Raw genomic sequence first — 24,312 nt, 5'->3', positions numbered from 1 at the left:
TGGCGGGAATCCAGCCGACGCGCTATGGGCAAGGGGCGGGGCGTGCGGTCATGCTCCCATAACGCGTCACCCCAGAAGGCCGGGCATGATCACCTGTTTCGATATCGGCGGCTCCGCCATCAAAGCCGCTACCGCCAGCGGCTCTGAAAGCCTCACGCCACTCGGTCGCGTCCCAACGCCCCTACAGGATTTTGCCGCTTTTACCGCGGCCATCGCCCAACTGGTCGAGACCGGCGGCGCCACCGCCGGATCGCCCATTGCCATTTCCATCACCGGCGTGATCGATCCGGACAGCGGTATCGCTACGGTCGCCAACATTCCATGTCTCGATGGCCGCCCCCTGGCGCAGGATCTCGGCGCTGTGCTGCAACGCCCGGTGCTGGTGGCCAATGATGCCGATTGCTTCGTGCTGGCGGAGGCGCATGCCGGCGCGGGCCGGGGCCATCGGGTGGTCTTCGGCGCCATTCTGGGCACCGGCGTCGGTGGCGGCATGGTCGTGGACGGCCAATTGCATCGTGGCGCTGGCGGTTGGGCCGGCGAATGGGGCCATGGCACCATTGTCGCCACCGAAGTCAGCGTGCCGCCGTTCAAAATCGCACATTTCCCGTGCGGTTGCGGCCGCATAGGCTGCCTCGACACCGTCGGCGGCGCCCGCGGCGTGGAGAAACTGCACAAGCTGTTGCACGGCACTGAGCTCGCCAGCTTGGCCATCATCGAGCAATGGACAGCCGGCGACGCCGCAGCTGCACAAACCGTCGATCTCTACATTCAGCTCGTCGCCCAGCCGCTGGCACTGGTCGCCAATATCGTCGGCCCCGACATCATCCCGGTCGGCGGCGGCCTGGGCAATAGCGCGCCGCTGATTGCCCGGCTGGATAGCGCCGTGCGGTCCCGCATCCTGCGCCAGACAGATCGCCCGCTGGTCGTACCCGCCCAGCTCACCGCCGATGCCGGCCTGATCGGCGCCGCCAATCTCGGCTTTTCTCAAGGATGGCACTGATGTTGCTCGAAGTCTGCGTCGACGACGCTGCCGGTCTCGCTGCGGCCATCGTCGGCGGGGCCGATCGGGTCGAACTCTGCTCGGCACTGGAACTGGGTGGCCTGACACCATCGCCGGGCCTGATCGCTTTGGCCGCCCATGCGCCGATAAAAGTCCGTGCCATGGTCCGCCCGCGCCCCGGCGATTTTGTCTTCGGCGCCGCCGATATCGAGACCATGCTCTGCGACATCGCCGCCATCCGCGCCGCTGGTCTCGATGGCGTGGTGCTGGGCGCCAGCCTGCCGGACGGCCGGCTCGATATCGAAACTTTGCGCGTACTGACCCGCGCCGCTGCAGGCCTCCGTCTCACGCTGCATCGGGCAATCGACCTAGTGCCCGACATGGCCGAAGCCGTGGAACAGGCCGTGGCCCTCGGCTTCGATACCATCCTCACGTCGGGCGGCGCATTAAACGCCTTGGAAGGCGCCGATACCATTGCCTTGGCGAACAGCGTGGCCGCCGGCCGGCTGACCGTCATGGCGGGCGCCGGCGTCAATGACACCACCGCGCCCCAACTGCTGGCGAAAGTCAGGCTCGACGCCCTGCACGGCTCCTGCTCGGAGCCCGCATCAGCCGCCAGCACACCGGCCGCGCGTCTGGGCTTCGAGAGTGCAGCCCGCAGAAACACCTCTGCCGCCAAGGTCGCCGCGCTCAAAGCGGCGATGCTCTAGCGAAGCGAAAACCGCACGGTTGCCGTCAGCGTCGCCCCGGCAATGTCGGCCGGAGGCGGCGGCAGCGGCGAGGCACGACGGGCCGTATCCAGCGCCGCCTGATCGAGCACGCCCGAGCCTGACGAGCGCGAAATCCGGATCGATCCGAGCTGTCCGCTGGCGCTGACCGAAAAGCTCACATCGACGCTGCCCTCGATGCCATCATTCTGCGCCTGCTGCGGATAGACCTTGCGCCGATCGAGCAGCGCCAGCGCCTGTGCCTGCCACTGTTGCGGCGATACCGCGCTGGCTGCGGGCGCAGCCGGAGCACTGGCTTGCTGCCGAGCGGGCGGCGGCGTTGCGGCCGGTGCCCGTGGCGCCGGTTGGCGCCGCACCGGCGGGGGCAGTGCCGCCGTGTTCTCGCGCTGCGCCTGCAGCCGCGGCGAAATCGCCACCGGCATGGGGACATCCGGCTCGGCTGCAAGCACCTCATCGGGCGGTAACGCCGGCACGGGCTCTTCCTCGACCCCGGCCATCTGTTCCACAGGCTCAGGCTCCACAATCTCCTGCGGGAGCGGTTCCACTGGCTCTGGCGGCTGCTCAGCCAGCGGCTCGACCTGCTCCGGCAGCTCCGCCGTTTGCAACTCCGGCTTCACTACGTCCGGCTGCACGGTCTCGGGCTGCACGGTCTCAACCGGTTCAACCACCTCCGGTGGCAGCTCTTCAACCGGCTGCGCGGTTTCCGGCGGCAATTCTTCCACCGGCTCGGCGGGCTCGGGTGGCAACACTTCGGCCACTTCCGGCGTCGCCTGTTCCACCGGCACCACGGGCGCCAGATCCAGCAGGATCACCGGCTCCGGCTCGCCCACGGTCAAGGCCGGCGTCGGCAGGCTGCGCACCGTATTGGCCACGCCAAAGCCAGCCGCCAGCACCACCAGCAGCGCAATGCCCCAACGGGCGCCGTCGCCGAAGGTGATCCCGTCGAACCGCTCGCTTCCCCAGCCTTCGCCTGCACTCATGGGGCGGGTTCAGTCGCCGGCAAGGTTTCGAGCCCGACCAGCGCAATCTTGAGATAGCCGCTGGCGCGCAGATCATTGAGCAGCGTCATCAGGTCGCCATAGGGCACCGCCTGGTCGGCGCGCAGAAACAGCCGCTGCTCGCGGTCGTCATCGGTCGCCGTCTCCAGCGCTGCCGTCAGCGCTTCGGGCGCCACCACGTCATTGCCCACATTGATGCTCAGGTCATCGCGCAGCGTCACGTAGATCGGCTGTTCCGGCCGCGGCTGCGGCGTTGCGGTCGAGCCGGGCAGGTCGACATTGACATCCACTGTTGCCAGCGGTGCCGCAACCATGAAGATGATCAGCAGCACCAGCATGACGTCGATGAACGGCGTCACGTTGATTTCATGCTGCTCGTCGAGCTCGTCGTCGCCGCTCTCGCGAATGCCGCCGGCCATTACTGCGCCTCGGAGTGGCTGAAATCGAGATCGCGCGACACCAGCCGCTCGATCGCTGCCGCCGTATCGCCCAAAACCTGTCGGTAGCCGGCGATCGAGCGGGAGAAGACGTTGTAGATCACCACGGCCGGAATGGCAGCCACAAGGCCTATGGCCGTGGCCAGCAGCGCCTCGGCAATGCCCGGCGCCACCACGGCCAGATTGGTGGTCTGGGCCTGCGAAATGCCGATGAAGGCGTTCATGATGCCCCAGACCGTGCCGAACAGGCCGACAAACGGCGCCGTCGAACCGATGCTGGCCAGAACGCCGGTGCCCCGCGACAACCGCCGGCTCGCCGCTGCCTGCAATCGTGCCAAGCGCGAGGCGACGCGTTCCTTGAGGCCATCGCCACCGGCCGCCGGAATGGCCGTCCACGACATGCGCACCTCTTCTTCGGCCGCCTTGAGCAGGATGCTGCCGGCGCCACGCTGCTGCGCCGTGGCATCCAGCGCCTCCTGCAGCGTCCGCGACTGCGACACCGCCCGCAGCGTCCGCCGCATGCGCTGCTTGGCGCCCAGGATCTCCAGCACTTTCGCTACGAGGATCAACCAGGTGAAGAGGCTCGCCACCGCCAGCCCGATCATCACGCCCTTGACCACCCAATCTGCCGCCATGAACATCGCCCAAGGTGACAGGTCATGCGGGAGCAGGGCAGCGGGCAGGGCGGCAGGGGCGTCCTGCGCGAAGGCCGGGACGGTCAGGATCAGCGTGACAAGCAGCGGGCGGACGAAACGAGCGGGCATGAGGAGGGCCTTAAACAAAATCTCCGGCCGCGTCGTGCGGCCGGAGAGAACAGTTGTCAACGAGAAGCGGCAATTACCACTTCTTGTGTACGCTCAGCGTTACCGTGCGACCGGCACCATAACCACACGAGGTCAGGTTCTGGCAGCTCGCCACATAGGAAGTGTCGAAGAGGTTCGACGCCGTGAGGGCAACGCCCCAGTCGTCCCGCTCGTAGCGCAGGCTGGCGTCGAACAGCGTCGTCGCCGGAACCTTGGTCGTATTGGCATTGTCGGCCCAGGATTCGCCGAGGAAGCGTACGCCACCGCCGATGGTCAGGCCTTCGAACGTTCCACCGGGAATGGTGTAGTCGACACCCAGCGATGCGGTCAGCGTCGGGATCTGCACCGGCGACTTGCCGACGGCGATCGGATCGAACGGCGAACCGGCGGTTTCGAGAACCTTGGCTTCGAGATAGGTCAGGCCGCCCTTGAGCGTGAAGTCACCGACATTTGCTGCCGCTTCCAGTTCAGCGCCGCGCATCTGCACCTTGCCTGCCGACAGGAACACATAAGTGCCGGGAGCTGCCGGATCGGGTGCCGCGACATTGCTGCGCGTGATGTTGAACACGGAGGCGGTGATCAGGCCGTCAAAGCCGGTCGGCTCATACTTGACGCCGGCTTCCCACTGCTCGCCCGTCTCGCTCTTGAGCAGGTTTCCGGCAAGGTCGGTATTGAGCGACGGCGTGAACGAGGTCGCATAGCTGGCGTAAGGCGTGAGGCCATTGTCGAACTCATAGCCTAGGCCAACGCGGCCGGTGAAGACGCCATCATTGCGCGTGACCGGCACAGCCGATTCAACCGTCGTGTTGGCATTGTCGTAGCGGCCGTTAAGGGTCAGGATCCAGTTGTTGAAGGAAATCTGGTCCTGCGCATAGAAGCCGAGCTGGTTCATGCTGGTCGGCGTACCGGTCAGAGTCAGCGTCGGAAACGCCAGGCCATAGACCGGGTTGTAGATGTCGAGCGGCGTCGCACCGGCGAAGGCGTAGTTGGTCTTCGGGTTGATGCGGTAGTTCTTGTAGTCGACGCCAAACAGCAGGTTGTGCTCGAGCGGACCGGTTTCGACATTGCCTTCGAGCTGGGTGTCGATGCTCAGGATGCCGGCCTGGGTGCGGTGCGCAAATCGGTCACGCGACAGCAGGGTGCCATTGAGGTTCGAGAAACCGTTGCTGTAGACATAGTCTTCGGTCAGATCGACGGCAGCGTAGCGTGCATTCTGACGCACCGACCAGTCGTCATTGATGTCATGCTCGATCTCATAGCCGATCATGAACTGCTGACGGCTGTAGACGTCGGCATTGGGGTCGCCATAGTTCAGATTGCGCGGAATGCGGACGCCGCCGGGGGCATCGACCACGGTGCCGACATAGGGCAGGAAACCGGTGCTGGTATGGTCCAGATCGATATTCTGATACGATGCATAAAGCGTCACGTCGGTGTCGGCAGTCGGGGACAGCTTGACGCTACCCTGCACCACGCCGCGCAGATCGCGGGCATTGGTGGTCTGGTAGCCGCCACCGGAAATCTTGCCGGTCAGGCGGTAGGCTGCGGCGCCATCGGCAAGCCCGTCACCGACATCGAAGCCGAAATAGGCATTGCCGAAATTATTGATGCCCACTTCGGTGTAACGCAGGCGCTCGCCGGTCGGACGCTTGCTGACGAAATTGACCACGCCGCCGACATTGGCGCCGCCATAAAGCACCGACGCCGGCCCCTTGAGCACTTCAACCTGCTCGAGCATGAAGGGATCGACGAGGAACGTGCCGAAGCCGGTCTGGTAGAGCGGCAGATCGTCGAGCAGAACACCTGTCTGGTCGGCCTGGAAGCCACGCACATAGAGCCAGTCGGTATCGGCATCGGTGCCGTAGGTGGAGGGGTTCACGCCGGATGTGTAGCGCAGCACTTCATCGGCCTTGGCGCCCGGATACTGGTCGAGCTGCTGGCGGCTGACCACAGACACCGACTGTGGCACCTTGGTAACCGCAACGGCAAGCTTCGAGCCGGCCGTGGTACGCACGGTGGCGGCTTCAGAACCGGTGCCATCGGCCTCGACCACGATTTCACCTAGCGCAATCGGCTGGGTCTGAGCCATTGCCTGCGTGCCGAGGGCGGTCGTCAATAAAAGCAGCGGTATCAGCGCGCGGGATAGCGTCATCAATCTCGGTTCCTAAGCGGAGGCGTGGCCATGGTCTTGCCACGCATGTGGTCCAAATAAGATGACCTGTTAATTCATGTTAACCGGCAAGGATTGTCGGTCCTTGCGGTCGGTTGAACGTTCTTGCGGCGATCTCACAACTGCGTGCCGCGCAACCAGGCGGCTGGGGTAAGCCCGGCATATTGCTTGAACACCCGGGTCATATGCGCCTGGTCGGCAAACCCGGCGGCACTGGCAATCTCGCTGAGGCTGCTGGCCTGCTCGCGTAACCGCGCCTTGACCCATTCGACGCGTGCTTGCACCTGCCACTGATGCGGCGTGACGCCGGTGGAGGCCTTGAAGGCCGAATTGAAATAGGAGGGCGACAGCCCCACCAGCGCCGCCAGATCGGGCAGCCGCACCGTGGTCAGGCAGTGCTCGTCGAGATATTGCGTCACCACGCGCAACCGCCGCGGCGACAATTGCCCACGGATATCGCCCTTGGGCCGCGCCAGCTGGAACAGTTCCACAAATATCGCCGTGGCAAGGCTCTCGCCATAAAGATTATGCAGCCCCGGCCCGGTGCATTCCCCCGCCAGCAAATGCGCCAGCCCCAGGATCCGATCATTGTCGAACATCAGCCGCGGCGTCACCGGAATGCCGCTGTCGAGCGGCAGGCCGAGCCGGGTCGAAAACTGCTGCAGGTCGATATGCAGGTCGAGATGGCGGATGCGCACATTCTCGTGCACCGACGACCAGGTCCGCACGCCGGGCGGAATATAGCTCAGCCGCCCGGTCGTCACCGCAGCGTCCTGCGAGTCGAGCGTCAGCTGGATCGACTGCGGCATGGTCTCGTCCAGCACCACGAACAGCCTCGCATGCGGCGAGACATATTCGCCATGCGCGCCCGAGGCCCCGGTCACCTCCCAGACGTCGGCCAGCATGCCGTCCCAGCTGCGCCAGCTGGGCAGGCCGCTGGGGGAAAACCCTTCGACAATGGACTGCATATTGGGGTGGAACATCGGCGGCTTCTAAGTTGATCGTAAAATTCAAGTTATCTGCAAATGGCGTCCATGTCACGCATGGCTCGCTATGCACATGCAAGACAAAGCTGGATCAAATCCCATCAAACCGGGTGCCACGCTCTTAACTGTCACCAATTCGTCACTGTGGACTGTGGCAACTTCGCCGCTTGCAAAGCATTTATGACGCAGTTAACGATTTGCTACCGGGTGCTGCAGGCGGGCAACGCCGAATGACCCGGAGTGAACGGCTGACAAGGAGCGATCATGCGTAGTCAACCGAAGAACGTCGCCAATATGTGGCGTGCCGCGAGCTGGACACTGGTTTGCCTGTTGTCCATGGGACTGGTTTTCTCCGTCGTTGCTGGCGTCTAGGCGCTAGGTTATTCACTTCAGCAATTCAGAAGGGCGCCCGGCCACTGGGGCGCCCTTCGTCTTTCCCGGGAGCCTTTGATGAAGCTGCTGATCGGCAATCGCAATTATTCCACCTGGTCGCTGCGCCCCTGGCTAGTGCTCAAGCATTTTGGCATTTCCTTCGAGGATGAAGTGCTGCAGCTGTCCGGCGACGGCTGGCGCGACGTGCTGGCGCAGCGTTCGCCGACTGGCAAGGTGCCGGTGCTGCTCGACGGCGATCTTGTGGTGCCCGAAACCATCGCCATCATTGAATATCTGGCCGATCGCTTTCCCGACAAAGCCATCTGGCCCACCGATATCGGCCAGCGCGCTCTGGCTCGTGCTGCCGCCGCAGAAATGCATGCCGGCTTCACCAGCCTGCGCAGCCACGCCCCGATGAACCTGCGCGCCTCCCATCCCGGCAAGGTCAGCGTCGATTCCGTGGCCAAAGACCTGCATCGGCTGGAAACGCTCTGGGGCGACCTGCTGACCCGTTCGGGCGGCCCATTCCTCTTTGGCGACTTCACCGCCGCCGACGCCATGTTCGCGCCCGTAGCCACCCGCATCCGCACCTATGCCTTGCCGGTCTCGGACCTGGCAGCAGGCTATGTGGAAGCCATCTATGCCCTGCCGGCCTTTCAGGATTGGCTGGCCCAGGCGCTGCACGAGCCCTGGATCGTCGATGACGACGAAATCGACGTCATCCAGGGCCGCGTCAAGCCGGGGACGCTGGCATGATCCATATGATCAAGCTCTGCGTCGGCGTCTCCAGCCTGGCCGAGCTGGAAAGCTATCGCAATGAGCGCGCCCATTGGTGGGACGCCGATTATGGCGAAGACGTGCATGTGCATCGAACCCGCATGATGCCCAAGCGCGGCGCCGAAATGGAAGGCCAAAGTTCGATCTATTGGGTGATCGCCGGGCAGGTGGTCTGCCGCCAGCCGATCCTGCGGCTGGCCCAGTTCACCAATGCCGAGGGTATCAATTACTGCGATATCATCATGGCCCCGGACATGGTGCGCACCGTGCCCTATCCGAAACGTCCCTTCCAGGGCTGGCGCTATCTGCGCCCCGAGGATGCCCCGCCCGATCTCGGCGCCAATGAAAATGCCGACTCGCTGGCTCTTGCCGCCGACCTGGCCAAGCTCGGCCTGATCTAGGCTAGAGCGCTGCCATGGTGGAATAGGAGGCCACCGGGCAGGCGCCGTTCGGATCGAGCGGCGACATGCGCGGATCGTTCAGATTGAACACATAGCGTTGCTGGCACACGTCCCAGGCCGGTGGCTGCTTGCTCTGGTCAAAGGCATCGGCACCTATCTTGAGGTCACGCCAGAAGGCGACATGCGGGCTCGACGCATGGCGGGCGAAATTGTCCTCGGTCATGCGGAACGGCAGCAATTGCAGCTGGAAGGCCGGGCTGCCGCCCTTGAACACTTCGCGCGCCAGCGCATAGATTTCCTTGATGCCCTCGTCGGTCATGGCGTAGCAGCCGACCGACAGGCAATCGCCATGGATCATCAGGTAGGAGCCGGTGCGCTGCAGCGCCTGGTCGAACTTGTTGGGAAAGCCGACATTGAACGACAGGTGATAGGACGATTTCGGGTTCAGCAGCGCCGGGGTAACGTCATAAAACCCTTCGGGCGACTGATAGTCGCCTTCCTTGATCTTGGGCCCCAGCGTGCCCGACCACTTGCAGATCGGATAGGTTTTCAGCAGCGCATATTGCCCCGACCGCGTGCGCTTCCAGACTTCCAGTTCCGAGCTTTCCTTATAGACCCGGATCATCATCGGCTCGCCTGGCGCCGAGCCGATCGCCGCCATGCGTTCCAGCAGCGACTGCGGCAGCGGCACATTGCCCCGATTGTCGCCAACGAACTGGCAGCCGGCCAGCACCGTCACGGCGATCAGTAGCGCAAGGGCGCGCAGCGCATTGGTCAGCATGGCTCTATCCATAAAGTTTTCGCCAAAATGGACACAAGCGGTTACCGGAGGGTGAACTTGACGAAACTGTGCGCAAGCCCCGCGACCCTTGCCGTCCCGCCATCGGCCCCACATATTGCAATCATGGCAGAACAAGACCCCGTCGCGCGCAAGACCTCCGGCCTTCCCCAGCAGGGCAAGGTCAGCGGAGATATTTCCGCCTTCGTAAAGCAGGTCGGCGCCATGGCGCGGCCCAATGCAGCGCAGGACGGCCGGCTGCTGTTTGCCCTCGACGCCACCATGAGCCGCCAGCCCACCTGGGATCTCGCCTGTTCGCTGCAGGCCGAAATGTTCCGCGCTATCCCCAAGCCCAGCGCCTTGCAAGTGCAGCTTCTCTATTTCCGCGGTTTCGGCGAATGCCGGGCCAGCAAATGGGTCATTGATGGCGAGGCTCTGGCCAAACTGATGAGCGGCATTGCCTGCCAGGGCGGCCATACGCAGATCGGCAAGGTCTTCGCCCATGCCCGCACCGAACATGCCAAGCGGCGCATCAATGCCGTGGTCTATGTCGGCGATGCGATTGAGGAAAATATCGACGAGCTGGCAGACAAGGCTGGACAGCTTGGCCTGCTCGGCCTGCCACTATTCATTTTCCAGGAGGGCCGCGACGCCACGGTGGAAGCTGCCTTCCGCGACTTCGCCCGCCTGACCAAGGGCGCCTACGCCCGCTTTGACGCTTCGGCACCCCAGGAGCTGGCAGCCTTGCTCAAAGCCGTCGCCGCCTATGCTTCTGGGGGCAGGGATCTGCTCAAGCTGCAATCCAGCGGCCACGCGCAAGCCCTATTGGCGCAGTTGCCGCGATGAGTTGGTTCTTCCTCGGCGGCTTCCTGCTGCTCGCCGGCTTTGCAGGCTATAACTATCTCCGCAAGCTCGACCGCCGCTTCCTGATGCGCAGCCTGCGCTGGCTGATCGGCGGATTCGGCGCCCTGATCGCTATTGGCCTGCTCTTTGCCCGGCGCATCGATCTCGCCTTCTTTGCCGGCGCCGCGGCCTTTTCCGTCCTGCGCACCGGCCGGCTCGGCCCGATCTCCTTCGATGGCCCGGCCATGGACGCCGGCAATATCTCGAAAGTGCAAAGCTACCGCTTCGCCATGGAGCTCGACCACGACACCGGCACGGTCTCCGGCCGGGTGCTCAATGGTCAATATGCCGGCATGGACCTGATGGACCTCGGCGAGCTGGAAACCCGAATCCTGCTCGAAGAAGTTGCGACCGATTCTGACAGCCTGAGTCTGCTCGAAAGCTGGCTCGACGCCAATCGCAGCGGCTGGCGCGAATATTTTGCTGAGCAGGACGCCGGTGGCCCGTCGCAATCAACATCCTCCGACCCATTGGCGGAAGCCTATGACGTGCTCGGCCTCAAGCCCGGTGCCAGCGAGGAGCAAATCCGCGCCGCGCATAGGGATTTGATGAAAGCCGTGCATCCCGACCACGGCGGCTCCAGCTATCTCGCTGCCCGCATCAACCAGGCCCGCGACCTGCTGCTCAACCGGTGACACGTTCCGGTACATTAACACTTTGCTCATGTTAACCGCTCCTTAACCACGCAAGCCGTTGTTAGCAGTCACGGCAAGGGCTCTGATTTGGAGGCGGCGATGGCACGTGACGGTGCGCATGTCATTGTGGTTGGAAATGAAAAGGGCGGCTCGGGCAAGTCGACCACGGCCTTCCATCTGGCCGTCTACCTGCTCTATGCCGGCCATCGCGTCGCCACCATCGACGTCGACAGCCGCCAGCAGACGCTGACCCATTATGTCCGCAACCGCCGCGCCCATATGCAGGAGACCGGCCGCAAGCTGCCCAATCCGCTGCATTTCCACCTGCCTTCGGCCTGGGGCGACTCGCTCAAGGAAAACCAACAGGCCGAATTCGACATGTTCCGCCGCTCGGTGGGGGAGGTCGAAAACAAGGTCGATTTCCTGATCATCGATACGCCTGGCTTCGACACCAATCTGACGCGTCTCGCCCATTCGCTGGCCGACACGCTGGTGACCCCGGTCAATGACAGCCTGATCGACATCAATGTGCTGGCCCGCATCGATCCGGACACCGGCCTGCCAATCGAAACCAGCCACTATGCCCGCCTCGTGCAGCGCGCCCGTTCCGAACGCCTCGCCATCGGCGGCGAGGTCATCGACTGGGTGCTGGTGCGCAACCGCATTTCCATGCTGGCCTCACGCAATGCGCGGCAGGTGCAGGGCACGCTCGATGGCATCGCCACCCGCTTCGGCTGCCGTCTGGCCGACGGCATTGCCGAGCGCGTCATCTTTCGTTCGCTGTTTCCATCAGGCACTACGGTCTTTGATCCGCTCGAGGACGAAGTCGAATCCGCCTCGGTCTCACACGTCAGCGCCCGGCAGGAATACCGCAACCTCGTGGCCTCGCTGAACCTGCCGCTGCTGCCCCGCCACGTCGAGCCTATCCGCCTTTCGGCTTGAACAGCCTGCACCGTTAATCGTTAACTGAAAGTTCACCATAACGGCCCTTGCCAGTCGGGCCGCAAGCGTGAGACTTCCGGACCTGTCGGTTGTCGGGGGTATCATGGCGCGTCGTGGCGTTCATGTCATTGTGGTTGGTAACGAAAAAGGCGGGTCGGGCAAGTCCACCACCGCCTTTCATCTGGCCATCTACCTGCTTTACGAAGGCTTCAAGGTCGCTTCGCTCGACGTCGACAGCCGCCAGCAGACCATGACGCATTATGTGCGCAACCGGCGCGACTGGTCCCGCAAGCACGGCATCCAGATTCCCCACGCCACCCATTTCCATCTGCCCCTGGCGCGCGGCGACTCGGCCAAGGAAAACAACCGGCAGGAGTTCGACCTGTTCCGCCAGGCCGTGGCCGAGGTGGAACATGATGCGGATTTCCTGGTCATCGACACGCCCGGCTTCGACACCAATCTGACGCGGCTGGCTCATTCGCTGGCCGATACGCTGATCACCCCGGTCAATGACAGCCTGATCGACCTCAACGTCATCGCCCAGTTCGACCCGGTCACCGGCGAACCGCGCGAGATGAGCCACTATTCAAGATTGGTGCAGCGAGCCCGTTCCGAGCGTCTCAGCATCGATGGCAAGACCATCGACTGGGTGCTGGTGCGCAACCGCATCTCCATGCTGTCGTCGCGCAACATGCGGCAGGTGCAGGCCATGCTGGAGCGGGTGGCAACGCGGCTGGGCTGCCGGGTGGCCGACGGCATTGCCGAGCGGGTGATCTTTCGCTCGCTGTTTCCGACTGGAATGACGGTGTTCGATCCGCTGGATCAGGACCTTTTGGGCGGCGTACCGTCCATGTCGCATATGTCAGCGCGACAGGAATATCGCAATCTCGTGGCGGCGCTTCATCTGCCGACCAGCGAGATCGCCGCGGCGGCCAAGCCGGACGAGGCCGCCTTCATTCACATGATGAAGACCGACGTTTAGTCCGCGCCGCGCTTGAGGCTGAGTCTGATGGCGCGGGCGCCACCGGGGGCAAACACGTCGAGATCGATGGCCACCGGCTCCTGCACCATGCGGCGGGTGCGCGACGATAGCGCCAGCACCACGCCCAGCAATTCGCCGACGCTGCGCTTGCGCGGTAGCATGCGCTGGGTGATGCCGCGCAGGGCGCGATTGCGAACCGCCATGTCTTCCGACAGGAGGCTCGACTGGCCGACGAAATTGGCCAGCTCTGTCAAGGCAGTACGTTCGCTCATTGGGCTACTCCAAACACAGGCGCCAATTTGCTGTTCGGGTGAGCGGCACAAAACGCGCGTCGCTCGTACTTTCGTCACGGCTCAGATACGCGAGCCGGCAGGCTTAGCTCTGCATCGCCAGGCAGCTGAGATCCTGCTGCTTGAGCTGGTTGCACATGGCCGTAGCGTCATCGCGATCGCCGAAGCCGACGAAGCGGGCGCGGAAGAAGGTCTGGCCGTTCTTTTCGAAGCGCTCCACATAGGAGCGGAAGTCACCCAAGTTGCCGACCTTGCCGGCAGCAGCCGACAGCATGGCCCGGGCACTATCTTCCGACGGGCCGGCGCCGATCTGCACCACCCAGCCACCAGCGGCGACATCGGCCGTTTGCACCGAACCCGAGGTCATCAGGTCGACCGGCTGCTCGCTGCCGACATTGGCCGACGGCGGCACGAAGCCGAGCGGGGCGGATGGCACGGTCTGGCCTAGGGCCGACGGCGGCGCGCCGAGATTGTAGCTTTCGCTCAGCCAGGCACCGATAATGTCCTGGCTCGGATAGGCCGGCTGTGGCGCCTGCGACGGCGCGGCCAGCGTATTGGCCGCCTGCACGGCGGCCTGCTGGTTGAGATCGGCTGGAACCGGCACCGGCTGCGGCGCCGTGCTGGCCACCACGACGGCGGGCATCGGCTGCGCCGGCTGGTTGCCATTGGCAGCCACCAGCTGCGCCAGGCGGAAGCCGGGCAGGGGCATTGGCATCACGAAGACTGGACCAGCGGACGGGGCCGACTGCGCCACGGCAACCTGCACATTGCCGCTACCCTGGCGGCCGGGGACCGGCACCTGAGCCAAATAGGAGCCGCTACGACCCTTGGGCAGATAGTTGGCGACGAGCTCGCGCACCTTCTGGTCGCGCGCGCCGGCCGAATTGAAGCCGAAGGCCACGACGACGATATGGCGGCCATCCTTGCGGGCGGCGGTAAGCAGGTTCGAGCCGGCCGCATTGATATAGCCGGTCTTGATGCCATCCACGGCGCCCATGTAACCGAGCACGCGGTTGTGGTTGCCATAGGTCGACTTGCCGTAGGAAAAGCTCTTGGTCTGGAAGAATTCGTAATAGCTGGGGAAGTGCTGGTAGATGGCAATGCCCAGGATCGCCTGATCGCGCACCGTGGTGGTCTGGCCGCCGTCGGGTAGGCCCGAAGCATTGCGATAGGTGGTGTTCTTCATGCCCATGGCACGCGCCGTCGCGGTCATGCGCTCGGCGAATTTTTCTTCCGAGCCGGAAATATGCTCGGCGATGACGCGGGCCATGTCATTGGCCGACAGCGTCACCAGCGATTTGATGGCGTCTTCCACGGTAATGGTGGCGCCGGCGCGCAGACCGAGCTTGGTCGGCACTGCCGCGGCGGCATGCTTGGAAACCGTCATCTTGGTGGAGAGTTTCAGGTTGCCGGCGCTGAGTTCCTGGAACAGGACATACAGTGTCATCACCTTGGCGACCGAGGCGGGATAGCGCTTGCTGTCGCCATTTTCTTCATACAGCACCTGGCCCGACTTGGCGTCGACCACGATGCCGGCATATTTGCGCAGGTTTTCGATAGCGTGAGCCGGAGCCGCCATATGGGCGGTCACCGCCAAGGCGACGACGATTGCGGCAAGGGCACGTGTAAACACAACGCGCCATGGGGTTTTCGCCTGGGAAGCCACCCGGTACTCCAACTTTAAACTCGGGCACTTCTGTGCCCGTACGCAACACAACTGAGAGATTTCCGGGGAGCCCCACGCGCCCGTCGATCTGCTAATTCCCAGGAGAATACGTCAGCGCCGTTACCATTCCGTAAAATGCGATCGAATTTGTCCGGGATGTGTCGGGCGGGTCACGAAGCGTTGACAGCGAGCGGCACGGGAGGGCGTGGATGCTGCCAAAATCCCCGAAAGCCGCCGTTTATCGACCTTCACAAAATCGCGAAGCTTTGCCCCTTAACACCGGCCATCTTTTGCCTACATAATGGTCCTCACCATGCTGCTTCGTTTTCCCTTACGCAGATGTCTTTCCATGATCATGCCTGACCTCCTCGCCAACCGTGATGAGGCCCCGGACGCTCTGCGTCTGGTGCCTGTGCCCGTTCATGCCGGGCCCAAGGAGGATGATCCTGGCAAGGGTAGTGGGGGCGACAAGGGCGGCACCGAGACCGGGACCATCACCAAGACCCGGCCCAAAACCAAGCGCCCAAGCCTCTATCGGGTGCTCTTACTCAACGACGATTACACGCCGATGGAATTCGTCGTTCTGGTCTTGCAGGACGTCTTCAACAAGTCGCGTGAAGAGGCCATGCAGATCATGCTGCACGTTCACCAAAAGGGGGTGGGTGAGTGCGGCGTATATCCATACGAGGTCGCCGAAACCAAGGTGACCCGCGTCATGGATACGGCACGCAAAAATCAGCATCCGCTGCAATGCGTGATGGAAAAGCAATAGGAACATCATATGCCCTCATTTTCCCGCGGACTTGAAAAGGCTCTGCATCAGGCGATGAACCTGGCGCGTGAGCGCAACCATGAGTTCGCTACGCTCGAGCACCTGCTGCTGGCCCTGACCGACGACCGTGAAACGATCGCCGTGCTCACCGGCTGCGACGTCGATGTCGACGCGCTCAAGAGCGACCTCGAAGATTTCATCAATGAGGAACTGGACAGTCTCATCGTGGCCAATGGTCAGGATGCGCGGCCCACCGCCGCCTTCCAGCGCGTCATCCAGCGTGCCGTGATCCATGTCCAGTCATCCGGTCGCGAAGAGGTTACGGGTGCCAATGTGCTCGTCGCCATCTTTGCCGAACGCGAAAGCCATGCCGCCTATTTCCTCGAACAGCAGGACATGAGCCGGCTGGACGCGGTCAATTTCATCAGCCACGGGATTACCAAGTCGGGTCCCAGCGAGGAACGCAAAGTGCGTGGAGCCGAAGACGGCGAAGGCAATTCCGAAGGCGGCGCCGAGGCCAAGAAGAGCTCGGCTTTGGCCGATTTCTGCGTCGATCTCAATGCCAAGGCTAAGGCCGGCAAGATCGATCCGCTGATCGGCCGCGACGCCGAGCTGCGCCGCACCATCCAGGTGCTGTGCCGCCGGTCCAAGAACAACCCGATCTATGTCGGTGACGCCGGCGTCGGCAAGACCGCCATTGCCGAGGGTCTGGCCCGCAAGATCGTCGAGGGCGACGTCCCAGAAGTGCTCAAGGAAGCGATCATCTATTCGCTCGATATGGGTTCGCTGCTGGCTGGCACGCGCTATCGCGGTGACTTTGAGGAGCGCCTCAAGGCCGTGATGAAGGAGCTCGAAAAGCTCCCCAATTCGGTGCTGTTCATCGACGAAATCCACACCATGATTGGCGCCGGCGCCACCTCCGGCGGTGCGCTCGACGCATCCAATCTCCTGAAGCCTGCCCTGGCTTCCGGCGCGATACGCTGCATCGGCTCGACCACCTATAAGGAATACCGCCAGTTCTTCGAGAAGGACCGCGCCCTGGTTCGGCGCTTCCAGAAGATTGACGTCAATGAGCCGTCCGTTCCCGATGCGATCGAGATCGTGAAGGGGCTGCGGCCCTATTTCGAAGAGTTCCACAAGATCAAGTATACCGACGAGGCCCTCAAGGCCGCCGTCGAGCTCTCGGCCCGTTACATCAACGACCGCAAACTGCCTGACAAGGCGATCGACGTGCTCGACGAGACCGGCGCCGGCCAGATGCTGCTCAAGCTCGAGGATCGCAAGACGATCATCGACGTGGAAGACATCGAGGCGACCATAGCCACCATCGCCCGCATCCCGCCAAAATCGGTGTCCAAGTCCGACGCCGAACTGCTGTCGAGCCTTGAAACCAGCCTCAAGACCGTGGTCTTCGGCCAGGACGTGGCGATCACAGCCCTGTCCTCGGCGATCAAGCTGGCCCGTGCCGGCCTGCGCGAACCGGAAAAGCCGATCGGCTCTTACCTCTTCACCGGCCCGACCGGCGTCGGCAAGACCGAAGTCGCCAAGCAGCTCGCTGACTCGCTCGGGGTGGAACTGCTGCGCTTCGACATGTCCGAGTATATGGAGCGTCACACGGTCTCCCGCCTGATCGGCGCCCCTCCGGGCTATGTCGGCTTTGACCAGGGCGGTCTGCTCACCGATGGCGTCGACCAGCATCCACATTGCGTCGTGCTGCTCGACGAAATCGAAAAGGCCCATCCCGATCTCTACAACATCCTGTTGCAGGTGATGGACCACGGCAAGCTGACCGATCACAACGGCAAGTCGGTGGATTTCCGCAATGTCATCCTGATCATGACGTCCAACGTTGGCGCCATGGACCTGCAGAAGAGCCCGATCGGCTTCGGCCGCAAGCGCGAGCAGGGCGATGACGAAGAGGCGATCAACCGCCTGTTCACGCCGGAGTTCCGCAACCGTCTTGATGCGATCATCTCGTTCGCCCCGCTGCCGCGCGAAGTCGTCCGCCGCGTGGTCGAAAAGTTCGTCCTTCAGCTCGAAGGCCAGCTGGCCGAGCGTGGCGTGACCATCGTGCTGCAGCCGGAAGCCGCCGATTGGCTGGCCGAACGCGGCTATGACGAGCGCATGGGTGCGCGGCCTTTGGGTCGCGTCATCCAGGAGCACATCAAGAAGCCTCTGGCCGACCAGGTGCTGTTCGGCGAACTGGTCAATGGCGGCACGGTTACCGTGGCCGTGGTCGGCGAGGGTGCTGAGGCCAAGCTGGAGCTGATTGCGGTCCCACCGCGCCCAGCCAAACCCAAGGCGCTGCCCAAGCCGAAAAAGCCCAAGGCAACTGCCGACAAGAACTAAGTGAAGAGGCCCGGAGCGATCCGGGCCTTTTTGTTTGCTCACTTGTCGTCACCCGGATGTCATCCAGCTTCGCTACTCCGGTAATGTTACACCATTACGGAGCTTTCGATGATCCGCCACACACTCCTCGCCACTCTGCTGCTGGCTCTGCCACTCGTCCCGGCTCGATACGCAGGCCCTGCAAAACGAGGGCGGCTTCTGACAAATCCTTGCCGCGCGAATACATGTCGCGGAAGCGTAAGGACGGGGTATCGGCAAAGGCCGGCGTGATCTGGGTGAGCAGCGGCGCTGCAGCCAATGCGCCGAGAAACTGGCGTCGATCCATGTCCAATATCCTTTCGTCCCGCTCAAAATAACGCCGCAGCGCTCTATGCGTATGACGCTCACGGCTTCGTGAAAAGCGCAGGCCGCCGGCACGAGTGCCGGCGGCCGCTTGATCGCTGGACCTTACTTGGCGGCGTTGAGCTCGAGAGCCTTGGCCATCACGTGGTAGAGGTAGTTCTGCTCGACAACGCCGTCGAACAGATAGGCCTGCGGGCCCTGGGCGAAGACGGCCACGTCATCGCCGGCATGGCTTTCCGAACCCATCGGGATCAGCGCCTGCTGCAGGAAGTCGATGTCGGTGGTGTCGACGTCCTTGAGGTCGGCGCGGATGGTCAGCGGCGCATCGGCGTCGGCACCTTCCGGCAGGGTCGGGGGATTGGCCGGGTCGAAGGAAGCAGCGCCCGGTCCGTTCATGTAGCCAAGGGTGGTGTAGGCCTTGCCGTCATCGGCAACACCGGCAATGCCCAGGATCGGGTTGTTGCGGGTCGGGTAGCCGGCGATCGAGAAGACGTGGCTGTGATCGGCGGTGATCAGGATCAGCGTTTCTTCGGGGTTCACGGCGTCATAGGCAGCCTGGACGGCTTCGGAGACGGCGATGGCGTCGGTCAGGGCGCGGGCAGCATTGCCGGCGTGGTGGGCGTGATCGACACGGCCGCCTTCAACCATCAGCATATAGCCGGTTTCGTTCTTTTCGAGGATCTCGATGGCCTTGGTGGTCATGTCGGTGATCGAGGGCTCGCCGCCGGCATCCTTGGCGCGGTCGGCTTCATACTGCATGTGCGAGCCGTTGAAGAGACCCAGAACATGGCTGGTGTCGGCGGTCAGGGCGTCGAAACCTTCCTGGTTCCAGACATATTCGCCATCGTTATACTTGGCCTGCCAGTCGGCGATCAGGTCGCGGGTCTTGCGGGCGCCGGACTTGGTCTCGTCTTCCGGATCCTTTTGGCTGTCGAGCATGAAGTTGGAACGGCCGCCGCCGAACACCACTTCAAAGCCGTCACCGAAGGACCAGTCGACCAGCTGCGAAGCGATGTCGGGGCAGGTGCCGACGGCATCTTCTGGAAGGGCGGCATCATTTTCCCAGTCGCGGCCAACGGTATGGGCATAGGCAGCGGCGGGCGTCGCATGGGTGATGCGGGCGGTCGAGATGATGCCCGTTGCCAGACCGGCTTCTTCGGCCTGTTCGAAGATCGACATGGTGGTGGCGCCGGCCTGAGTGGAACAATCTTCCAGCACAGCAGTCTGGTCGACGCCGATGGTGCCGTTCAGCGACTTGACGCCCGAAGTGATGGCGGTGGCGGTCGGAGCCGAGTCGGCGACCTGGCTGTCATGGGTGTAGGTCTTCACGAGGGCGGTATGCGGCAGCAGCTTTTCGAAAGCGAGCGAATGGCTCTCGCCGTCGACGCCGGCCAACTGGCCTTCGTGGATACGGGCAGCGGTAATGGTGGGGATGGAGAAGCCATCCACGATGAACATGATGACATTCTTGGCCTTGCCGGTATTCGGCTGGATGGCTTCCTTGGCAGCAAGCGCTTCCTGGGCGGCGAGGAAATAGCTGTCATTGGCCTGCGGCAGGGTCGATTGGGCAAAGGCGGGAGCCGTGAGGGCGATCACGGACACGCCAGCCACAAGGGCACGGGCGAGAGAGGTCATGGGCGCTTCCTGTCTGTCGGTAACGGGGCCGTGAGGGCGGCTGCGCTGCACCGTAGGAAGTCCGCATGACAGACCGATTGCAGCTTTATTTCAGTTCGGTGACGCCGCCGGCGCACGGCAAATCCTAAACGCCTCGGCAATCTTTCCTAACGCTTTGCTAACCAATCGCGTCCAATTCCCGCTATCCCCGCTCTTCTGGCTAGACGGGAACAAATGACGAACTTATAAGAACATTATAGCAACACGGGAGATGCAGATGCTCACTTTCATCAAGGACTTCGCCGCATTCGTTACCCTCGGCGCCTTCACCATCGGCTCGCTGACCTGGATGGATGTGCTGGCCCGACTCGTGTGACGCTGCCCTGTGGATAGCGGCGCGCGCAACCTCAGGTTACGGCGCCACCAGTGATATAGGTAAGCGCATGAACGGTCCCGGCTTTATCCATCTTCACGTCCATTCCGCCTACTCCCTGCTCGAGGGCGCGCTGCAGCTTGAGACGATTCTCAAGCTCGCCGCCGCCGACAACCAGCCGGCGCTCGGCATTGCCGATACCGGCAATCTGTTCGGCGCTTTGGAATTCTCCGAAAAGGCCAGCAAGAAGGGCATCCAGCCCCTGGCCGGTGTCGAGCTGGCCATCGACTTTGCCGCCGCCGAGGAACGGGTCAGCGAACGCGGCCATGTCGCTTGGTCCGGCAAGTCGAGCGTCGTCCTGCTCGCCCAGACCGAGGAGGGATTCGCCAATCTCTCCCGCCTGGTTTCCCAATCCTACATCCAGGGCGACGGCGGCACCGCCCGCGCCCAGCTCGACTGGCTGAGCCGCGAGCGCCTCGAAGGCCTGATCTGCCTCAGCGGCGGCCCCGAAGGCGCCATCGACATGGCCTTCGCCCAGGGCCAGGATGCCAATGCCATCCGCCGGCTCGACCGGCTGGCTGATCTCTTCGGTGACCGCTTCTATGTTGAGCTGCAGCGCCATGGCCGCAGCCAGGAACTCAGCGTCGAGCCGCGCCTCGTCGATTATGCCTATCGCAAGGGTATTCCGCTGGTCGCCACCAACGAGCCCTTCTTCAAGTCGGTCAAGGAATTCGAGGCGCATGACGCGCTGCTGGCCATTGCCGGCGGCACCGTTTTGGCCCAGACCGAGCGCCGCAAGCTCAACGACCAGTATTATTTCAAGACCCGCGCCGAAATGGCCGCGCTCTTCTCCGACCTGCCCGAAGCGCTCGACTCCACTGTCGAAATCGCCCAGCGCATTTCCTATCGCCCGCGCACCCGCAGCCCCATCCTGCCCAAATTCGCCGCCGCGCCCGACCTCAGCGAAGACGATGCCGTCGCCGCCGAAGCCGCGGCGCTGCGACAGATGGCCGAGGATGGTCTGCGCGAACGTCTCGCCACAGTCGGCACGGCGCCGGGCAAGACCGAGCAGGTTTATTGGGACCGGCTCGAATTCGAGCTCAACATCATCCAGTCGATGAAATTCCCGGGCTATTTCCTGATCGTCGCCGATTTCATCCGCTGGTCGAAATCCCAGGGCATTCCGGTTGGCCCCGGCCGCGGTTCGGGCGCGGGCTCGCTGGTGGCCTTTGCCACCACCATCACCGACCTCGACCCCCTCGCGTACAATCTCCTGTTCGAACGCTTCCTCAATCCGGAACGCGTTTCCATGCCCGACTTCGACATCGATTTCTGCCAGGACCGCCGCGAAGAGGTGATCCGCTATGTGCAGAAGAAATACGGCACCGAGCAGGTCTCCCAGATCATCACCTTTGGAACGCTGCAAGCCCGCGCCGTGCTGCGCGACGTCGGCCGCGTGCTGCAAATGCCCTATGGCCAGGTCGATCGTCTCTGCAAGCTGGTGCCGGCCAATCCTGCCGATCCCTATTCGATCGAGCGCACCATGGCCGAGATCCCCGAGTTCAAGCGCATGGCCGACGAGGACGAGACGGTGGGTGACCTCGTCGCCATTGCCAAAAACCTCGAAGGCCTGTTCCGCCACGCCTCGACCCACGCCGCTGGCATCATCATTGGCGATCGCCCACTACAGGATCTGGCGCCGCTTTATCGCGATCCGCGCTCGGATATGCCGGTCTGCCAGTATAATATGAAGTGGAGCGAGGCGGCGGGCCTCGTGAAGTTCGACTTCCTCGGCCTCAAGACGCTGACCACGATCCAGTACGCCGTCAACATGGTCAACCTCGATGGCGGCAGCTTCCGCATCGAGGACATCGAGATCGACGACAAGCCGACCTATGACCTCTACGCCCGGGGCGACACCTTTGGCGTCTTCCAGGTGGAAGGCGCCGGCATGCGCCGCGCCCTGGTCGATATGAAGCCCGACCGCTTCGAGGATATCATCGCGCTCGTGGCGCTCTATCGCCCCGGTCCGATGGACAATATCCCCCTGTTCAATGACCGCAAGCACGGCCGCGAAGAGGTGGAATATCCTCATCCCGACCTTTCGGTCGTGCTCGACGAGACCTATGGCATCATCGTCTATCAGGAGCAGGTGATGCAGATCGCCCAGCTTCTGTCGGGCTACTCGCTCGGCGAAGCCGACATGCTGCGCCGCGCCATGGGCAAGAAGATCAAGGCCGAGATGGATGCGCAGCGTGAGCGCTTCCGCGAGGGCGCCATCAAGCACGGGCTCAAGAAGTCGCTGGCCGACACGATCTTTGACCTCTTGGCCAAATTCGCCAACTACGGCTTCAACAAGAGCCATGCCGCGACCTATGCCCTGGTCTCCTACCAGACCGCCTATCTCAAGGCGCATCACCCGCACGAATTCCTCGCCGCCTCGATGACGCTCGATATGGGCAATACCGACAAGCTGGCCGAATTCCGCAGCGAGGCCAAGCGCCACAAGATCGAACTGGTGCCGCCCTGCGTGAACTCTTCGCAGGTGGTCTTCTCGGTCAAGGACAAGCGCATTCTCTATGGCCTCTGTGCGGTCAAGGGCGTCGGCCGCCAGGTCGCCGAGCATATTGTCGAGGCGCGCGGCAATACCCCCTTCAAGGACTTGGGCGACTTTGCCCGCCGCGTCGATCCGCGCATTCTCTCCAAGCGGACGCTCGAAACCCTCGCCAATGCCGGTGCCTTCGACGCCATCGTGCCGCGCCGCGAAGTGGCCTTTGCCGCCATCGAAACCGTCATGGGCATGGCCCAGTCGCTGACCCATGAGCGCAACGAGGGCCAGTGGAACATGTTCGACGCCGGCGAGCCCGAACCGCTCCGCCTGCCGGCCGGCGTGCCCGCCTGGACCACCACCGAGCGCGCCGACCGCGAACTCTCGGCCATCGGCTTCCACCTTTCGGCTCATCCGCTCGACGCCTATGCCGACCTCTTCGAAAAGCTCCGCGTGCAGCGCTGGGCCGACTTCGAACGCGCTGTCAAGGATGGAGCCGGAGCAGGGCGTCTCGCCGGCACGATCAGCGGACGCCAGGACCGGCGGACCAAGAAGGGCACGCCGATGATGATCCTGACGCTTTCCGATCAGACCGGCAGTTTCGAAGTCATCGCCTTTTCGGAGCAGATCAACGAATTCGGCGCCATGCTGCAGCCTGGCAAGTCGGTGATCCTGCAGGTCGGCGCTGACGAACGTGCCGAGGGCATCAGCCTGCGCCTGCTGTCATCCCAGCCTCTTGATGGCATCGAAGACAAGATCGACCGCCGTCTCACCGTCTTTGCCGCCGACGCCAAGGCACTCGGCTCCATCGCCGCCCAGCTCAAGCGGGGCGGGGAGGGCAGTGTCAACTTCGTCGTCATCCGCGACGGCGGCGCCCGCGAATATGAAATCGAACTCCCCGGCAGCTACCGCCTCACCGCGGAGGTCGCCGGCGGCATCAAAGCGCTGGACGGGGTGACCGACGTGCGGTTCCATTAGAGCTGGATGTGGGGCAGGGACAAATAAAGCGCGGGGGAGGCGAGCTTTTCGGCCCTTCCTCCCTCGCTTCGGGGGCTTTCACCCCTTGGCCCCAAGAACTAGCCCGGGTCCGTGTAAGAGCAATGCAGCCGGGCAGGGCGCGTTCCCTGACAGGTGCGTGACCGGTTGCCCTTGAGGCTGGACACACCCACCGGCCGTCACCCTCGGGCTTGACCCGAGGGCTCTACACTTGCCGGGAGCATCGTGAAGTACAGTCCCCTCGGGTCAAGCCCGAGGGTGACCATCGAGGATTTGGCAATCTCAGCGCGTAGCTCTATCCTCCTTATCCACGCCCCTCCACCAGCGCGCATAATGCCGCCATCCACCCCGCATGGGCGGCCTGCAGGCGACAGTGGCGGGAGTGGGCCGGGCACGGGACTATGCCAGTCGCCGTGGGTTCACGCCCGGGCCGTCGGTATGCGAGGTTAT

General features: G+C 63.3%; 21 protein-coding genes. 11 read left to right on the top strand and 10 right to left on the bottom strand.

All coding sequences use genetic code 11. The features are described 5' to 3' along the window. Window positions 1–85: 85 nt before the first annotated feature. Together BM045_RS18080 and BM045_RS18075 are read left to right on the top strand one after the other, a co-directional pair. Entirely contained in the window at window positions 86–1,000 is a 915-nt protein-coding gene (locus BM045_RS18080) for an ROK family protein (RefSeq protein WP_092185832.1), read from the top strand. After that, window positions 991–1,710, top strand: coding sequence for a copper homeostasis protein CutC (locus tag BM045_RS18075; protein WP_092185830.1), 720 nt, complete (start codon window positions 991–993; stop codon window positions 1,708–1,710). Before BM045_RS18080 ends, BM045_RS18075 begins: the two co-directional genes overlap by 10 nt. Here the strand turns inward: BM045_RS18075 and BM045_RS18070 are convergent. The 5 genes from BM045_RS18070 to BM045_RS18050 form a co-directional block, all read right to left on the bottom strand. Next, a complete protein-coding gene (locus BM045_RS18070) occupies window positions 1,707–2,708 on the bottom strand; it encodes an energy transducer TonB family protein (RefSeq protein WP_092185828.1) in 1,002 nt (333 codons plus the stop codon). The genes BM045_RS18075 and BM045_RS18070 overlap by 4 nt on opposite strands. After that, window positions 2,705–3,145 carry a TonB system transport protein ExbD gene (gene exbD / locus BM045_RS18065; protein WP_092185826.1) on the bottom strand — a complete coding sequence of 147 codons (441 nt, stop codon included), beginning with the start codon at window positions 3,143–3,145 and terminating at the stop codon, window positions 2,705–2,707. Before exbD ends, BM045_RS18070 begins: the two co-directional genes overlap by 4 nt. Next, entirely contained in the window at window positions 3,145–3,927 is a 783-nt protein-coding gene (gene exbB, locus BM045_RS18060) for a tonB-system energizer ExbB (RefSeq protein WP_092185824.1), read from the bottom strand. The genes exbD and exbB overlap by 1 nt, the downstream gene beginning before the upstream one ends. 73 nt (window positions 3,928–4,000) lie before the next feature. Continuing rightward, window positions 4,001–6,118, bottom strand: coding sequence for a TonB-dependent siderophore receptor (locus tag BM045_RS18055; RefSeq protein ID WP_092185822.1), 2,118 nt, complete (start codon window positions 6,116–6,118; stop codon window positions 4,001–4,003). Window positions 6,119–6,252: 134 nt separating this feature from the next. Next, the gene (locus BM045_RS18050) at window positions 6,253–7,119 is read right to left on the bottom strand and encodes a helix-turn-helix domain-containing protein (protein ID WP_092185820.1); all 867 of its coding nucleotides are present in this window, start codon (window positions 7,117–7,119) and stop codon (window positions 6,253–6,255) included. A gap of 453 nt (window positions 7,120–7,572) precedes the next feature. On the opposite strand from BM045_RS18050, the gene BM045_RS18045 reads away from it, so the two are divergent. Next, window positions 7,573–8,250, top strand: coding sequence for a glutathione S-transferase family protein (locus BM045_RS18045; RefSeq protein WP_170848584.1), 678 nt, complete (start codon window positions 7,573–7,575; stop codon window positions 8,248–8,250). Next, window positions 8,247–8,672, top strand: coding sequence for a DUF1489 family protein (locus BM045_RS18040; protein WP_244523062.1), 426 nt, complete (start codon window positions 8,247–8,249; stop codon window positions 8,670–8,672). The genes BM045_RS18045 and BM045_RS18040 overlap by 4 nt, the downstream gene beginning before the upstream one ends. A 1-nt stretch (window position 8,673) precedes the next feature. On the opposite strand, the gene BM045_RS18035 is transcribed toward BM045_RS18040, so the two are convergent. Further along, entirely contained in the window at window positions 8,674–9,453 is a 780-nt protein-coding gene (locus BM045_RS18035; protein WP_244523061.1) for a L,D-transpeptidase family protein, read from the bottom strand. A 123-nt stretch (window positions 9,454–9,576) separates the two neighbouring features. Here BM045_RS18035 and BM045_RS18030 point away from each other — a divergent pair, with 123 nt between their 5' ends. From BM045_RS18030 to BM045_RS18015, 4 genes are all read left to right on the top strand, one after another. Next, window positions 9,577–10,296: a hypothetical protein gene (locus tag BM045_RS18030; protein WP_092185816.1), complete on the top strand. Its 720-nt coding sequence runs from the start codon at window positions 9,577–9,579 to the stop codon at window positions 10,294–10,296. After that, window positions 10,293–10,988: a DnaJ domain-containing protein gene (locus tag BM045_RS18025; RefSeq protein WP_092185814.1), complete on the top strand. Its 696-nt coding sequence runs from the start codon at window positions 10,293–10,295 to the stop codon at window positions 10,986–10,988. The genes BM045_RS18030 and BM045_RS18025 overlap by 4 nt, the downstream gene beginning before the upstream one ends. A gap of 99 nt (window positions 10,989–11,087) precedes the next feature. Further along, window positions 11,088–11,930: a division plane positioning ATPase MipZ gene (locus BM045_RS18020; RefSeq protein ID WP_092185812.1), complete on the top strand. Its 843-nt coding sequence runs from the start codon at window positions 11,088–11,090 to the stop codon at window positions 11,928–11,930. Window positions 11,931–12,033: 103 nt separating this feature from the next. After that, window positions 12,034–12,912, top strand: a complete 879-nt coding sequence (locus tag BM045_RS18015; RefSeq protein WP_092185810.1) for a division plane positioning ATPase MipZ — start codon at window positions 12,034–12,036, stop codon at window positions 12,910–12,912. Here BM045_RS18015 and BM045_RS18010 read toward each other — a convergent pair. After that, window positions 12,909–13,184, bottom strand: coding sequence for a hypothetical protein (locus tag BM045_RS18010; RefSeq protein ID WP_092185808.1), 276 nt, complete (start codon window positions 13,182–13,184; stop codon window positions 12,909–12,911). The genes BM045_RS18015 and BM045_RS18010 overlap by 4 nt on opposite strands. Window positions 13,185–13,287: 103 nt before the next feature. Beyond that, window positions 13,288–14,835, bottom strand: a complete 1,548-nt coding sequence (locus BM045_RS18005; protein ID WP_139198834.1) for a serine hydrolase — start codon at window positions 14,833–14,835, stop codon at window positions 13,288–13,290. Between the two features lie 388 nt (window positions 14,836–15,223). Here BM045_RS18005 and clpS point away from each other — a divergent pair, with 388 nt between their 5' ends. Beyond that, window positions 15,224–15,640 (top strand): ATP-dependent Clp protease adapter ClpS, encoded by a 417-nt coding sequence (gene clpS / locus BM045_RS18000; RefSeq protein ID WP_092185957.1) that lies wholly within the window; start codon window positions 15,224–15,226, stop codon window positions 15,638–15,640. A gap of 9 nt (window positions 15,641–15,649) precedes the next feature. Next, on the top strand, window positions 15,650–17,989 hold the full coding sequence (gene clpA / locus BM045_RS17995) for an ATP-dependent Clp protease ATP-binding subunit ClpA (RefSeq protein WP_092185804.1): 2,340 nt from the start codon (window positions 15,650–15,652) through the stop codon (window positions 17,987–17,989). Window positions 17,990–18,083: 94 nt separating this feature from the next. On the opposite strand, the gene BM045_RS18780 is transcribed toward clpA, so the two are convergent. Beyond that, window positions 18,084–18,314, bottom strand: coding sequence for a hypothetical protein (locus BM045_RS18780; protein ID WP_139198833.1), 231 nt, complete (start codon window positions 18,312–18,314; stop codon window positions 18,084–18,086). A gap of 122 nt (window positions 18,315–18,436) precedes the next feature. Further along, window positions 18,437–19,966, bottom strand: a complete 1,530-nt coding sequence (locus tag BM045_RS17990) for an alkaline phosphatase (protein WP_092185802.1) — start codon at window positions 19,964–19,966, stop codon at window positions 18,437–18,439. Between the two features lie 422 nt (window positions 19,967–20,388). On the opposite strand from BM045_RS17990, the gene dnaE reads away from it, so the two are divergent. Beyond that, window positions 20,389–23,844 (top strand): DNA polymerase III subunit alpha, encoded by a 3,456-nt coding sequence (gene dnaE, locus BM045_RS17985; protein ID WP_092185800.1) that lies wholly within the window; start codon window positions 20,389–20,391, stop codon window positions 23,842–23,844. Window positions 23,845–24,312: the final 468 nt, after the last annotated feature.

The organism is Devosia sp. YR412, from assembly GCF_900110945.1.
In the GTDB taxonomy this organism is placed as follows: domain Bacteria; phylum Pseudomonadota; class Alphaproteobacteria; order Rhizobiales; family Devosiaceae; genus Devosia.
This window is presented reverse-complemented; position numbering and strand designations above follow the sequence as displayed.